Source organism: Pseudomonas ovata, assembly GCF_003131185.1.
GTDB lineage: Bacteria > Pseudomonadota > Gammaproteobacteria > Pseudomonadales > Pseudomonadaceae > Aquipseudomonas > Aquipseudomonas ovata.
In genome coordinates this window covers 151,821-166,212 of sequence record NZ_QFFU01000008.1, presented here as the reverse complement: position 1 = coordinate 166,212, position 14,392 = coordinate 151,821, and the positions used below count along the sequence as shown (strand labels likewise).

11 protein-coding genes and 2 pseudogenes are annotated in these 14,392 nt (G+C 63.8%); 3 read left to right on the top strand and 10 right to left on the bottom strand.

What is annotated here, in order from left to right; genetic code table 11:
* Positions 1-55 precede the first annotated feature (55 nt).
* Entirely contained in the window at positions 56-1,834 is a 1,779-nt protein-coding gene (locus tag DGA31_RS13645; protein ID WP_109512907.1) for a molecular chaperone, read from the top strand.
* Positions 1,835-1,863: 29 nt separating this feature from the next.
* Here DGA31_RS13645 and serB read toward each other — a convergent pair whose 3' ends face one another.
* Positions 1,864-3,078: a phosphoserine phosphatase SerB gene (gene serB, locus DGA31_RS13640; protein ID WP_056840647.1), complete on the bottom strand. Its 1,215-nt coding sequence runs from the start codon at positions 3,076-3,078 to the stop codon at positions 1,864-1,866.
* A gap of 130 nt (positions 3,079-3,208) precedes the next feature.
* Here serB and DGA31_RS30760 point away from each other — a divergent pair.
* Together DGA31_RS30760 and DGA31_RS30755 are read left to right on the top strand one after the other, a co-directional pair.
* Positions 3,209-3,929 (top strand): annotated as a pseudogene (locus tag DGA31_RS30760) (histidine kinase); the annotation flags it as partial.
* A gap of 74 nt (positions 3,930-4,003) precedes the next feature.
* Positions 4,004-4,714, top strand: a pseudogene (locus DGA31_RS30755) (histidine kinase); the annotation flags it as partial.
* Positions 4,715-4,812: 98 nt separating this feature from the next.
* Here the strand turns inward: DGA31_RS30755 and DGA31_RS13630 are convergent.
* The 9 genes from DGA31_RS13630 to DGA31_RS13590 all read right to left on the bottom strand — a co-directional run bounded on the left by DGA31_RS13630 (position 4,813) and on the right by DGA31_RS13590 (position 14,339).
* Positions 4,813-5,514, bottom strand: coding sequence for a PqiC family protein (locus tag DGA31_RS13630; RefSeq protein ID WP_056840645.1), 702 nt, complete (start codon positions 5,512-5,514; stop codon positions 4,813-4,815).
* Positions 5,515-5,694: 180 nt separating this feature from the next.
* Entirely contained in the window at positions 5,695-7,950 is a 2,256-nt protein-coding gene (gene parC, locus DGA31_RS13625; protein WP_056840644.1) for a DNA topoisomerase IV subunit A, read from the bottom strand.
* Between the two features lie 13 nt (positions 7,951-7,963).
* Positions 7,964-8,485 carry a retropepsin-like aspartic protease family protein gene (locus DGA31_RS13620; protein ID WP_109512906.1) on the bottom strand — a complete coding sequence of 174 codons (522 nt, stop codon included), beginning with the start codon at positions 8,483-8,485 and terminating at the stop codon, positions 7,964-7,966.
* Complete coding sequence (locus DGA31_RS13615) at positions 8,482-9,456, bottom strand: esterase-like activity of phytase family protein (protein ID WP_109512905.1); 975 nt, start codon at positions 9,454-9,456, stop codon at positions 8,482-8,484. The genes DGA31_RS13620 and DGA31_RS13615 overlap by 4 nt, the downstream gene beginning before the upstream one ends.
* The gene (gene parE / locus DGA31_RS13610; RefSeq protein ID WP_109512904.1) at positions 9,453-11,357 is read right to left on the bottom strand and encodes a DNA topoisomerase IV subunit B; all 1,905 of its coding nucleotides are present in this window, start codon (positions 11,355-11,357) and stop codon (positions 9,453-9,455) included. The genes DGA31_RS13615 and parE overlap by 4 nt, the downstream gene beginning before the upstream one ends.
* Before the next feature lie 65 nt (positions 11,358-11,422).
* On the bottom strand, positions 11,423-12,040 hold the full coding sequence (locus DGA31_RS13605; protein WP_056840640.1) for a YqiA/YcfP family alpha/beta fold hydrolase: 618 nt from the start codon (positions 12,038-12,040) through the stop codon (positions 11,423-11,425).
* A gap of 82 nt (positions 12,041-12,122) precedes the next feature.
* Positions 12,123-12,932 (bottom strand): 3',5'-cyclic-AMP phosphodiesterase, encoded by an 810-nt coding sequence (cpdA, locus tag DGA31_RS13600; RefSeq protein WP_082481733.1) that lies wholly within the window; start codon positions 12,930-12,932, stop codon positions 12,123-12,125.
* A gap of 343 nt (positions 12,933-13,275) precedes the next feature.
* Positions 13,276-13,728 carry a DUF1249 domain-containing protein gene (locus DGA31_RS13595; RefSeq protein WP_056840639.1) on the bottom strand — a complete coding sequence of 151 codons (453 nt, stop codon included), beginning with the start codon at positions 13,726-13,728 and terminating at the stop codon, positions 13,276-13,278.
* Positions 13,719-14,339 (bottom strand): NUDIX domain-containing protein, encoded by a 621-nt coding sequence (locus DGA31_RS13590; RefSeq protein ID WP_109512903.1) that lies wholly within the window; start codon positions 14,337-14,339, stop codon positions 13,719-13,721. The genes DGA31_RS13595 and DGA31_RS13590 overlap by 10 nt, the downstream gene beginning before the upstream one ends.
* Between the last annotated feature and the right edge of the window lie 53 nt (positions 14,340-14,392).

Here is a 14,392-nt window from a genome sequence, read left to right as displayed (position 1 = left end):
GTGCCGATCGAAGACCACCGTTCGGGCCAGTAATACGCAGGAGTCTGCCTGTCACATGAGTAAATTGAGCTTTCCTTTGTTGTTGCGTGTTCCAGCACCGACACAGTCGAGCCTGACCTTCTGTGATGCCAATCCGCGCGATCTCAAGCGCTGGATCTCGACACTGCCCAAGGCCAACCTCGGCGAAATGGCCCGGCAATTGTATCAAGGTCTTACAGAACTCAACCTGCTGCTCACCCCTACCGACAATCGCCTGCAACTGCTGGAGCTGCTGCGTCCGGAAGTGTACTTCGTGTGCAAGCACCTGGAGCGCCACTTTCTCAACCAGTCCATCGTGCTGGACGAACGTCCGCGCAAGGTTGCCAACCTGTGCCAGGCCCTGCAGAACCACCTGGCTACCGGCTACAAACTGATCATTCATCAGGTTGCGCCCCACTACAGCCGTGATCAGGCCACCGTGTTCACCACCGCACTGCAGCGTGCCCTGCATTGCCTGAACGGCCCTCTGGTACGCGCCAGTCAGTTGTACTGCCCGGTGCAGGACGGTCTGTGGCTTGAGCTGCACCAGATCTACCAGATCGCACGTCAACAGCAGCTGCACAACGTGCAGGTTATCGAACCCCAGGCGCTGCATGTGCGCAGCCTGAGCGTCGAACAGACCTATGTCATTGCCTTGATGATGGGCAATGCGCGCTGCAACCAGATGCGCCAGCTCAACATCGGCAGGCTGGCCGAGGCGCTCGAAGCCTGGAGCAGCCTGGTCCGGTTGCAGGATGCGCATGAGGACGGCAGCCTGTTCGCGCTGGATCCAGGCGTCGACAAACCACCGCGTTACCGCAATCTGTATGGTGAAGAGATCCTGCCGCGCCTGCTCGGCATCAACCCCCTGAACCTGGCCGGTGCCATTCATCAATACCTGGAACTGCCAGCCGAGCAGCGTGCACAGGCACGCCTGACTGTGCCACCGGGGGTCAGTGCCGACCTGCTGCAACACCTGGCAGTGGCCTGGGGTGATGTGGCAGAGCGGACCTTTCAGCGCATCCCGGGCCAGGGTTCCCTGAAACTGTGCCTGGGCATGAGCGCCCTGCACTACTACCTGGGCGGGCGCAAATCGTTCAGCGAACAACTGCAACTCCCGGCGGTGATCCAGGCGGCGGACTTCAGCCTCAAGCTCGTCAATGACCATGACGACCCCTGGTCGCAGGCATTCGACACCCAGCGCGGCAACACCTCTTCGACCTTGCTGCCGTTCGAGGAAATCCAGTACCCGCAAGCCGAAAGCGATGCCGATGGCAACAACGCCCAGCAGGACTTTCCGGTCTATGAACTCAACATCGTCAACCACAGCCCGGGCGGTTATTGCCTGGCCTGGCACAAGGACGTGCCCAGCCAGCTCCAGGCCGGCGAAGTCATCGGCTTGCAGGATGAAAGCGGGTTGGGCTGGAGCGTTGCCATCGTGCGCTGGATACGCCAGGTACGCAGCGGCGGCACGCAGATGGGCATCGAGCTGATCGCGCCCTTCGCCCAGCCCTGCGGCATGCAGTTGATTGGTGAAGAACTGAACAGCCAGTACCTGCGCAGCCTGATGTTGCCCGAAGTGCGGCCGCTGGACAGACCACCGATGGTGCTGGCACCGCGATTGCCCTTCAAGGAGGGCAGCAAGGTGATGATGAACATCAACGGCGACGAAACACGCGCCGCCCTCAAGACACGCCACATCGCCAGCGCCAGCTACAACCAGTTCGAGTACCAGCTGTTCGAGGCACCGAAGGTCGCCGGCCACGACAAGGCCCGGGGCGGCGAAGAGTTCGACTCGCTCTGGGGAACGCTTTGACGGCGGCCATGGCCGTCAGCGTTTAACGCTTAATGACGGCCTTCGCGGTCGCGAAAGCCCAGCAGGTACAGCACGCCGTCCAGGCCCAGGGTCGAGATTGCCTGTTTGGCGGACTGCTTGACCAGCGGCTTGGCACGGAAAGCCACGCCCAGACCCGCGATGGCCAGCATGGGCAGGTCGTTGGCGCCGTCGCCCACGGCAATGGTCTGTTCCAGGCTCAGGCCTTCCCTGTGCGCCAGCTCGCGCAGCAGGTCGGCCTTGCGCTGGGCATCGACGATCGGTTCCACGGCCACACCGGTCACCCGGCCGTCGACCACCTCCAGTTCATTGGCAAATACATAGTCGATGCCCAGCTTCTGCTGCAACTGTTTGGCAAAGTAGGTAAAGCCACCGGACAGGATCGCGGTCTTGTACCCCAGGCGCTTGAGTTCGGCGAACAGGTTTTCGGCGCCCTCGGTCAGGCGCAGCGAGGCGCCGATGTCGTCGAGCACACTGACGTCCAGCCCCTTGAGCAACGCCAGGCGCTCCTTGAAGCTGGCGCGAAAATCCAGCTCGCCGGCCATGGCGCGCTCGGTGATGGCCGAGACCTGCTCGCCCACCCCGGCCGCCTTGGCCAGTTCGTCGATGACCTCGGCCTCGATCAGGGTCGAGTCCATGTCGAACACCGCCAGGCGGCGGTTGCGACGGAACAGCGAATCCTGCTGGAACGCAATGTCGACGTTCAGCTCTTGCGCGACACTGAGGAACTCGGCCTGCATGGCCTTGAGATCACCCGCTTCACCGCGCACGGAAAACTCGATGCAGCCCTTGCTCTGGTCTGCCGGCGTATCCAGTGGCGTGCGCCCGGACAATCGATCGATCTGGTCGATGTTCAGGCCATAGCGGGCAATGATCGAGCTGACGCATTGCAGTTGCTCGGCGGTGACCTTGCGGGTCAGGAGGGTCACGATATGCCGGGCTTTGCCCTGACCGTCGACCCAATGCTGGTAGTCCTCTTCGGACACGGGCGTGAAACGCACTTGCTGGTCGAGCTTGTAGGCGGTGAACAAAACCTCTTTGAGCACCGAGGAACCCTGCACCGTATCCGGAATCTCAACCAGGATGCCAAACGACAGCGTGTCGTGGATCACCGCCTGACCAATATCGAGAATGTTCACGCCACCTTGGGCAAGAGCGCCGGTAATGGCTGCGGTGAGACCGGGACGATCCTCACCAGTGATGTTAATCAGGACGATTTCGCGCAAGGCGCACCCCCGCTATGGAAAAAAATCGCATTCTACCTGCTTTCAAGGCCCACCGGGCACAGCCAGCGCTTTGCCGTCTCAGGGGCGCTCGCTATACTGCGCGGCAACTTCTTCGAAAGAGCCGCGCTCTGTGAACCGGCCCACGCCTGTCAAATCCGATAACTTCTTCCTGCTGATCTTTCGTGCCGTGCGTCACCGCCGCGTGCCGATCGCGCTGCGTATCGCCAGTCATAACGTGATTCTGGTGGCGCTGGCCCTGGTGATCTATGCCGGCGTCATGGGCCTGCAGTTCAAGCAGGCCATGCACGAGCAGGCCGACGCCCTGGGCCAGGCCCTGACCACCCAGACGGCGACCTCGGCCACCGAGTTGCTGGTGGCCAACGACATCCTCAGCCTCAATGTGCTGCTGGGTAACCTGGTCAAGAATCCGCTGGTGGCCCATGCGGCGATCTACAGCGTCGACAACCGCATTCTCGCCGAGGCCGGGCAGCGTCCGAAAAGCGGGTTGCTGGGTGAAAGCCAGGGCCTGTACGAAATCAAGATCACGTTCCAGGACGTGATGGCCGGGCATCTGCGCATCAGCCTGGACATGTCGCAATTCCAGCAGCCGCTGACCATCAGCCTGCAAAGCATGGGCATCCTGGCCGGTATCCTGCTGGCCCTGGCCCTGGCCCTGAGCCTGCGCCTGGGCCGGCACATTTCCACGCCGCTGCTGCAGTTGCGCCTGTGGCTGCGCAACATTGACCCCTACACTCCGGGCACCGAGCGCCAGGACGAAGTGGGTGACCTGGCCCGCCAGTTGCGCGCTTCGTTCGCGCCACCGGTTCCGGAGCCCGCACCGGAGCCGGAGTTCGACCCGGACCTGCACGACGACCTGGGCGACGAGTCGTTCTCGGCCCATGACGAGATCATCGAAAAACCTGTCAGGCCACGCCTGGCGCCGGCCCCGGTGCCGCGACGCATCATGGCCGAGGAGGACCTGGACGACGATGACGCCTTCGCCGACCTGCACGAACCCGTCGTGCGCCCGGCGGCCATGCCGGTACCGGTCGTCCCTGTCTATAACGAACCACAGCACACCGCCATCCTCGCCGCCCAACTGGGTGCACAGGACCAGTTGCGCCGCCTGCCGCGCGCACGCCTGACCGACCTGCAGCAACGTTATCGCGATTGCCTGGAGCAGGCCGCCTCACTGTATGACGGCGAGATGCACACCCTCAATGACGGCAGCACCTTGTTGCTGTTCCACAGCCAGGTCATCGGCGAGGACTACCTCACCAACGCCATCTGCTGCGGTGAACTGCTGCGCGCCCTGAGTCATGCCTTGCAGGTCGAAGTCGCCGACAGCGGCATTACCTTGCAATTGCAACTGGGCCTGACGCTGGACGAGGGTCTCAAGGGCTTGAGCCAGATCGACCTGCTACTGACCAAAAAGGCCCAGGACGCCCTGGCCCTGTCGCAGCACAGCCGCAACCTGCTGCTGGTGGAGCGCTCGATCAACGACGACGAACTGATCCGCCAGCGTGCCCGCATCCGCCCCATCGCCAGCCCCGAAGGCGCATGCTGTGTAGAACGCCTGATGGAGCCCTACCCCTCGATGCTCGAGCGCCAGCTGGCACGGATGCACGACGTATAAAACACGCTGCAGGAGCGCGGGGGCGGCCACATCCGTCTCTGCCCGCGGTTGTTCAGGAAAGCGCGCAGTCCCTGACGGGGCTGCGCGCAGAGGCGCAATCAGAAGCGGAACACTTCCAGATCGGTACGGATGGGCGCGGCCATGGGGATTTTCGGCTTGTCGGCCTGAGGCTTGGCACGCACGATGGGCGCGGCTTTCTTTGGCTCTTCGATCACCCAGGAGATCGGCTTGATCGCCGTGCTGATCTGATCGGCCAGCCGCTGCAGGAGCAGGCCCTGGGCCTTGACCTGGGCGGCCGTACTGCCGCTGTGAACCTCTTGCAGATGCACCAGGCGGCTGTCGCGCACCTTGCCCTTGCGATCCAGCAGGCGCCATTGGGCGTCAAGGATGGCCGGCTGCTTGCTGCCGGAGTCCAGGCGGGTGATCGACAGGATCACTTGCACATCGGGCACGAAGTTGGCGCCTTGGGCAGGCGCCAGGACCACGCGCTGGCTGTCGAGTTTCCAGGCCACCTGGCGCAGCAACAACTGGTCGATATCGGACGACAGGTTACCGGCCCAGCGACCGTCGGGGGATGCGGTCAGGGTGCCGTCAGGCTGGCGTTGCAGAAGGGTTTCGCGTTGCAGGTAGTCCGCGACCGAAACCGGCCCCAGCAATACCGCCAGACCGGTGCCCTGCCTGGGCTGGCCTGGCTGGCCGCTGTCGAGCTGATACAGCGCGGCCGGTTGATGCACGCTGCAACCGGCCAGGCCAAGTACGCCGGTCATCAGCAAAATAATGGGAAGGCGTAGAAAATTCATCGTCCCGTCCAGGAACCTGTGAGCGGCAGGTTACAAATTGAAAGCTCGCCAGCGTCATACAGGCATAGAGCCACGCCGGCTTGAAGACCCCATATCATCCGTTAATATCGTTCATGACTCCAGCGATTCTGCGGCGATCTTCGGCGCAAACCGAAGATCGCTGGCAGTAAACGGGTGTTTTCAGCCGTTTTCGACCAATAACGCATCCACGCGCTGAAACCCGCGGGGCAGCTTGTTGCCCCGCCGCCCACGCTCACCCTTGTAGTGCTCAAGGTCGTCGGCCTTGAGCGACAGGGTGCGCTTGCCGGCCTGCAGCACCAGGGTGGCGCCTTGCGGGATGACCGCCAGGTCGCTGACGTACTCTTCGCGGCTGGCCACCCGATCACCCGGCACGCCGATGATCTTGTTGCCCTTGCCCTTGCCCAGTTGTGGCAGGTCGCTGATACGGAACACCAGCAGCCGGCCTTCGGTGGTCACCGCCGCCAGCCAGTTGCTCTCGCGGTCGCCCACCGGACGCGGCGCAATGACTTTCGAGCCAGCCGGCAGGGTCAGCAGCGCCTTGCCCGCCTTGTTCTTGGCTTGCAGGTCCTCGCCCTTGACCACAAACCCGTAGCCGGCATCGGAGGCAATCACATACAGCGCCTCGTCATCAGGCAGCAGCACGCATTCGAAGCTGGCGCCGGGCGGTGGCTGCAGCTTGCCGGTCAACGGCTCACCCTGCCCCCTGGCCGATGGCAAGGTGTGCGCGGCCACCGAATAGCTGCGCCCGGTGGAGTCGATGAACACGGCAAATTGATTGGAACGCCCGATGGCCGAGGTCTTGAAGCCATCGCCAGCCTTGTAAGAGAGCCCGGTGGCGTCGATGTCATGGCCCTTGCCGCACCGCACCCAGCCCTTTTCGGACAATACAACGGTGACCGGCTCGGTCGGCATCAGCTCGTTTTCCGACAACGCACGGGCTTCGGCTCGCTCGACGATCGGTGAGCGGCGGTCGTCGCCATAGGTTTCGGCGTCGGCAATCAGTTCGGTACGCACCAGCTTGCGCAGCTTGGCGTCGCTGCCCAGCAGGGCCTTGAGCTTGGCCTGCTCCTTGAGCAAGGCGTCCTGCTCGCTGCGCAGCTTCATTTCTTCGAGGCGCGCCAGTTGCCGCAGGCGGGTGTCGAGAATGTAGTCGGCCTGGATCTCCGACAACCCGAAGCGCGCGATCAGCTCGGCCTTGGGGTGTTCGGCGGTGCGGATGATGTGGATCACTTCATCCAGGTTCAGGTAGGCGGTCAGCAAGCCTTCCAACAGGTGCAGGCGATGCTCGACCTTGTCCAGGCGGAACTGCAGGCGGCGGCGCACGGTGCTGATGCGGAACGCCAGCCACTCGTTGAGCAGCATGCGCAGGTTCTTGAGCTGCGGCTTGCCGTCCAGGCCGATGATATTGACGTTGACCCGGTAGCTGGACTCCAGGTCGGTGGTGGCGAACAGATGCTGCATCAGCTCGCCGGCATCGATACGGCTGGAACGCGGGATGATCACGATGCGGCACGGGTTTTCGTGGTCCGACTCGTCACGCAGGTCGGCGACCATCGGCAGCTTCTTGGCCTGCATCTGGGCGGCGATCTGCTCCAGCACCTTGGCCCCGGAGACCTGGTGCGGCAAGGCCGTCACCACGATGTCGCCGTCTTCGACCCGGTACACGGCGCGCATGCGCACCGAGCCCTTGCCGGTCTCGTACATTTTCAGCAGGTCGGCACGCGGGGTGATGATCTCGGCTTCGGTCGGATAGTCAGGGCCCTGGATATGCTCGCACAGCTGCTCGACCGTGGCCTTGGGCTCATCGAGCAGGCGCACGCAGGCGCTGGCCACTTCCCGCAGGTTGTGCGGCGGCACGTCGGTGGCCATGCCGACCGCGATGCCGGTGGTGCCGTTGAGCAGGATATTGGGCAACCGCGCCGGCAACACCGCCGGCTCATCGAGGGTGCCGTCGAAGTTCGGCACCCAGTCGGCCGTGCCCTGGCCCAGTTCGCTGAGCAGCACTTCGGAATAGCGCGACAGGCGCGCCTCGGTGTAGCGCATGGCCGCGAACGACTTGGGATCATCCGGTGCACCCCAGTTGCCCTGACCATCGACCAGGGTGTAGCGGTAGCTGAACGGCTGGGCCATCAGCACCATGGCCTCGTAGCAGGCCGAGTCGCCGTGCGGGTGGAACTTGCCGAGCACGTCGCCCACGGTGCGGGCCGACTTCTTGTGCTTGGCGTCGGCGCCCAGGCCCAGCTCGCTCATGGCGTACACGATACGACGCTGCACCGGCTTGAGGCCGTCGCCGATGTGCGGCAAGGCGCGGTCCATGATCACGTACATGGAATAGTTGAGGTAGGCCTGTTCGGTGAAGTCGGCCAGGGAGCGGCGTTCGACGCCGTCCAGGCTGAGGTCAAGGGAGTCGCTCATGCGGGCCTCGTCATTAAGGGGTCGTCTGGCGCAGCAGCAAGGTGCCGCCACGCTGGGTAAATTCGAGTTGTTTCATCGCGCTCATGCCCAGCAGGATTTCATCGCCATCCAGGCTGGGGGTTACCAGCGCCCGCACATCGCGCAGCACGATCTCGCCCAACTGGACCCGGTCCAGGCGGGTGCGAAAGCCCTGCACCCGGCCGTTGGCGGTGCTGACCGTGACCGGTACGCCGCGCTCCAGGCCCAGTTCGTCGGCCAGGTCACCAGGGATGGCGACATCGGTGGCGCCGGTGTCGATCATGAACGGTACGTCGCGACCGTTGAGGCGTGCGGTGCCGACAAAATGCCCCTGTCGGTTGCCCACCAGGCGCACTTCTATCGCCCCCTGGGTGTGCACCGACTCCATGGCGGTATTGGGGTTGTGCTGCTTGTCTTCCCACTCGCCAAAAAAGCGCGTGGCCAGAAACAGCCCGGCCGCCCAGGCCATGAGCATCAGGATCTTGCCGGCACGCCGGCCAGGCTGCGGTGAGGTCATGGCGCGCTCCAGCCGCCGGCAGGCGCTGCAAAACGCCAGACGACGGGTCGTTTTTCACCATCGGCGCGGGCGCCGAAGTTGTTGTCCGTGCCGATCCAGGCCCCGGTGCCGTCGATCACCAGCGCTTCGGTCAGGCCATAGGGCTGATCATAGCGTCGCTCTGGCTGCCGGGCCTCATGGCCGAACGACCAGCAGCGCTCGGCCACGCCGTCTTCGGGGTCACGCCGGCAGATCCGGTACACCGAGCGCTCCAGGGTAAACAGCTTGCCCTGGTACAGCGACAAGTCGGCAAAGTCCCATGACGTGATGGCCTTGTCGGCCCGGCCGGTGGGTGGGTGGTCGACCTGGGCATACAGCACGCAGTCCGGCGCACAGCGCCATTGCTCGCCCTCGCGCCGCACCACCAGCAGGCCGCGCTCCTGACGCTCCGCTGCCAGCCAGAGTCGCTCGCCCTGCGGATCGATGGCGATACCTTCGAAGAGGGCATTGAAGTGCTGCAACATGCCCTTGGCCTGAGCCTGGGCCACCAGCGCCGGCGGCAGGACCAGCCAGGTGGCCGGCCCTGTCGCCGGTACCTTGAGCACCGCGGCGGTGGCTTCGCTGACCACATAGCGGTTGCCCGCCGCGTCGCAGCTGATGCCTTCATAATCCAGGCTGCCGCCGCGGACCACGGTTGACAGGGTGGCCAGCGAACGCAGGCGGGCCGGCAGGTCGCTGTGCGGCTCAGGCACGTCGAATTCGTGCGCCTCGGCCTGCCACACGGTCTGCGTGCGGTCCAGTCGATAGAGCACGCGGTCATCGCGGTCCGACACCGTCCACAATTGACCGTCGCACAGGGCCAGGCCCGACAGGTTACCGCCGGTCATGCCCTCTACCGGGTGTTCCGAGAGCAGCTTGAGTTGCTGCAGCGGTACCTGCGCGTGAGCCGGAACCGCCAGCAAGGTCAGCGCGGCGAGCCAGGCTCGCCTCAACTCAGGACCTCGGCCAGGTTGCCCTTGGCTTCAAGCCAGGCCTTGCGATCGGAAGCGCGCTTCTTGGCCAGCAGCATGTCCATGATTTCCGTGGTCGCGGCATAGTCGTCCAGAGTGAGCTGGACCAGACGCCGGGTGTTGGGGTCCATGGTGGTTTCACGCAACTGCGGCGGGTTCATTTCACCCAGGCCCTTGAAGCGCGTGACCTGCGGCTTGCCGCGTTTCTTCTCGGCCACCAGGCGGTCGAGGATGCCATCGCGCTCGGCTTCGTCCAGGGCGTAGAAAATCTCCTTGCCCAGGTCGATGCGGTACAGCGGCGGCATGGCCACATACACATGGCCCGCATCCACCAACGGGCGGAAATGCTGGACGAACAGCGCGCACAGCAAGGTGGCGATGTGCAAGCCGTCGGAGTCGGCGTCGGCCAGGATGCAGATCTTGCCGTAGCGCAGCTGGCCGATGTCGGCCGAGCCCGGATCGACACCAATGGCCACGGCAATGTTATGCACTTCCTGGCTGGCCAGCACTTCGCCGCCGTCGACTTCCCAGGTGTTGAGGATCTTGCCGCGCAGCGGCAGGATGGCCTGGAACTCCTTGTCACGGGCCTGCTTGGCGGAACCGCCGGCCGAGTCGCCCTCGACCAGGAACAGCTCGGAGCGCGCCGGGTCCTGCCCGGCACAATCGGCCAGCTTGCCCGGCAGGGCCGGACCCTGGGTGATGCGCTTGCGCTCGACCTTCTTGCTGGCCTTCAGCCGGCGGCCGGCGTTGTTGATCGCCAGTTCTGCCAGTTGCATGCCCAGGTCCGAGTGCGTGTTGAGCCACAGGCTGAACGCGTCCTTGACCACCCCGGAGACGAAGGCCGCCGCTTCACGCGACGACAGGCGCTCCTTGGTCTGGCCGGAGAACTGCGGCTCCTGCATCTTGGTCGATAGCACAAAGGCAATGCGCTCCCAGACGTCTTCCGGCGCCAGCTTCACACCGCGCGGCAGCAGGTTGCGGAACTCGCAGAACTCGCGCATCGCATCGAGCAGGCCCTGGCGCAGGCCGTTGACGTGGGTGCCGCCCTGGGCGGTGGGGATCAGGTTGACGTAGCTTTCCTGCACGCTGTCACCGCCTTCGGGCAACCACAGCAAGGCCCAGTCCACTGCCTCTTTATTGCCGGCAAAACTGCCGCAGAACGGCTCGTCGGGAAGGCGCAGGAAGTCGGTGACCGAATCCTGCAGGTAAGAGCGCAGGCCGTCCTCGTAATGCCACTCGACCTTCTCGCCGGTGGATTTGTCCTCGAAGCTGACCAGCAGCCCCGGGCACAGCACGGCCTTGGCCTTGAGCACATGCTTGAGGCGGCTGACGGAGAACTTCGGGCTGTCGAAATACTTGGGGTCCGGGCTGAAATACACGCTGGTGCCGGTGTTGCGCTTGCCCACCGTACCGACCACCTGCAGGTCCGAGGCCTTGAAGCCGTCGGCGAAGGTCATCTGGTATTCGTTGCCATCGCGCTTGACCTTGACCCGCACCTGGGTCGAGAGCGCGTTGACCACCGAAATCCCCACGCCGTGCAGGCCGCCGGAGAACTGGTAGTTCTTGTTGGAGAACTTGCCGCCGGCGTGCAGCTTGGTCAGGATCAGCTCGACCCCGGACACGCCTTCTTCAGGGTGAATGTCCACCGGCATGCCGCGACCGTCATCGCTGACTTCCAGGGAGTGGTCGGCGTGAAGGATCACCTGCACCGAGCGGGCGTGACCGGCCAGGGCTTCGTCGACACTGTTGTCGATGACTTCCTGGGCCAGGTGGTTGGGCCGCGAGGTGTCGGTGTACATGCCCGGACGCTTGCGAACCGGATCGAGGCCCGAGAGGACTTCGATGGCATCGGCGTTATAGGAACTAGCGCTGGGAGTGGCCATGGGTTCTCGTTATCAAGGATTCATGAAAGATCGCACAGGGTGCCGCATCGTCGCACGCTTGCCTTTCACAATCGTGAAAGGTCAATCGCCTGCAACACCGACGGGGCAAAGCCGGCGATGGCCAGCAGTTCCGGCAGGCGCGCGGCAAAGCCCTGGTAGCTGTGGTCGCCGCCGTCCTGGATATCCAGGCTGCAACGGGCGTAGAACGCCTCGGCACGGCGGTAGTCGAGGGTTTCGTCGCCGGTCTGCAGCCACACCCGGACCTGTTGCGGATCGCTCGGGGCCGGGACTTCCAGCTCGGCCAGCGCCTGCACATGGTCGAGGGTCAGCTCCCAGCGCTCGCCGGTGTAGAGGTTCTGCTGGGTGCCCAGGAAGCCGTCGAACAACCGGTGCGGATTGACCGCCGGGTTGATCAGCACGGCCTTGAGTCCATGGCGCTGCGCAAGATGGGTCGCATAGTAGCCGCCGAGCGAGCTGCCGACCAGCAATGGCCGACCCAGCGACTCGATGGCCTCATCCAGCTGGCCGATGGCCTGGCGGGGATGGTGATGCAACTCCGGCACCCGCACCTGCGCCTGCAGGCCCAGCGAGTGCATCAGGGTCGTCAACTGGGTGGCCTTCTTCGACAGGGCCGAACTGTTCAGGCCGTGGATGTACAGCAGAGTGGGGTTATCGCCGGTCACGCCAGGCCTCCGAAAACTCGCAACGTCACAAAGCCGCATAGTTTACAGGAGTCCGGGGGCAGAAATGCACCTTCAAACTGTATCAATAACCAGTACCGGAGAAATCCACCCCGAAATCCGTCCCGGCCAGCCGGCTGATGCCGGTGTCCAGCCGTCCGTCGTCGTGCAGCCTCAGCCAGCGATAGCCGGGGGCGGCGGTGTCGAGGCCGAATGCCTCGCTGCCGGGCGCAAACTGGATGCAGGTGGACGGCGTGGCCAGCAGGCGCACGCCCTCGCGCACCTCATCGAAGGCCTGGTGCACATGCCCCCACAGCACCGCCCGCACCTGCGGGTAGCGATCGAGCACGGCAAACAGCGCCACGGCGTTGTGCAGGCCGATGGGCACCATCCAGGCGCAACCGATGGGTACAGGGTGATGATGCAGGCACACCAGATGATGGCGATCGGGTGCGTCGATGAGCGATTGCTCGAGCAATTGCAGCTGCAGCTCGTCCAGATGACCGAACACCGCCCCCTCGACCTCGGAGTTGAGCATGGTGACCCGCCAGCCACCGATGTCCGTCACCGGCACCAGGACTTCGCTGCCTTGCGCCGCCTCGTTCATCTGCGCCCATTCGTCATGGTTGCCCGGCAACCAGCGCACCGGCACGCCCAGCGGCTCGCTGAGCTCACGAAACGCCCGGTACGACTGCACGGTACCGTCCTGGGAAATATCCCCGGTCATCAGCAGCAGGTCGATATGCGGCTGCTCGGCCTTTACCAGCTCGAGCACATTTTCCAGCCCCTCACGGGTATTCATGCCCATCAGCGTGCCGTCCGCCTCGGCGAACAGGTGACTGTCGGACAACTGGACCAGCAGGACTGAAGAGTCCTTGATAGATGAACTCGGCAACGGCCGTCTCCCGGGGGCGATACGTGGCGAATTATGGTAGCTGTTGCCGGGTACGGCAAACCGGGAATTGAGTGGTCGATCACAGCAATGATGATCGAAAGGCCATTATCGCTGTGCCGGCAGCTGACACCCGTCGGCTGTCGTAGGAGCGCGCTCTGCCCGCGACCGAGTGCGCAGCGCTCGCAAAAATCCGGGAAACGCTGCAAGTTTATGATTGGAAATCTGCGAAACGCTGAAAATTCATGGCTGGAGATTTGCGAAACGCTAGCAATTTACGGTTTTAGATCTGCGAAACGCTACAAATTTACGACTGCTGCGCAGCCGGTCGCGGGCAAGCGCGCTCCTACCTTACGGCTTCGTATTCATGGCCGCAGGCCAGGCAGTGACTCAGCCACTCGCCCAGGAACAGATTGAGCTGGGCTTTTTCGTCGGGCTGGTGCATGTGGGTGTTCGGGTAGGGATAGATGCCGCGAAAGCGCCGCGCATGTTCGGCGCCGATCACTTCGGCCATGCGCGCGTCATGATAGACCTGCACTTCCAGGCGCGGCACCGGCAGCCAGGGCAGGCTGTGCTCCTGGCTGACCTGCAAGGTAGTGGTGTACGGGCAGTCCAGCAGCACTTCGACCGCCAGTACGCCGAGCATCTGCTCGCCCTGGGTCACGGCCACCCGGCGCGAGCTTTTTTGCGTGCGCATGTCGGGCAGCAGGCGCATCAGGCGGGCGTAGTTGGCCTCGCATGCTGCCTGCAGGCCGGCAAGATCGACACGATAGCGCTCGCGCAAGAGATTCACGACCATAGCCCCCTTATTTCAGCGCGGTTCAAGGCCAGCCATTGCAAGGCAATGATGGTTGCCGCGTTCATGATCCGGCCATCGGCCACGGCTTGCAGGGCGTCGTCGAACGACCAGACCGTGACGCGGATGTCCTCCCCCTCCGACTCCAGCCCGTGCACGCCACCGGCGCCCTGGCTGTCGCATTGTCCCAGGAAAAGATGAACGTATTCATCACTGCCGCCCGGCGAAGGAAAGTACCGGGTAATCGGCCACAGGGCCTGGAATGCAAGATCAGCTTCCTCTTCTGCCTCACGATGAGCAACCTCTTCCGGTTGCTCATCCTTGTCGATCAGCCCGGCGACCAGTTCGATCAGCCACGGGTTGCCGACTTTCTCCAGGGCACCGACCCGGAACTGCTCGATCAACACCACTTCATCGCGTTTGGCATCGTAGGGCAGCACGCAGACCGCATCATGGCGCACGAACAGTTCACGGCCGATTTCGCGACCGGTGCCACCATTGAACAGTTCATGGCGCAGGTACAGCTTGTCGAGTTTGTAAAACCCCTGGAAACAGGTTTCGCGTCGGGTGATTTCAAACGCGCAGGGGTTTGAACGGGGGGTGGTCTGGGTCATGAATGTCTCGCTGCAGGACGCTTTGGCTTCGGGCCATCCTAACGCGCATCGAC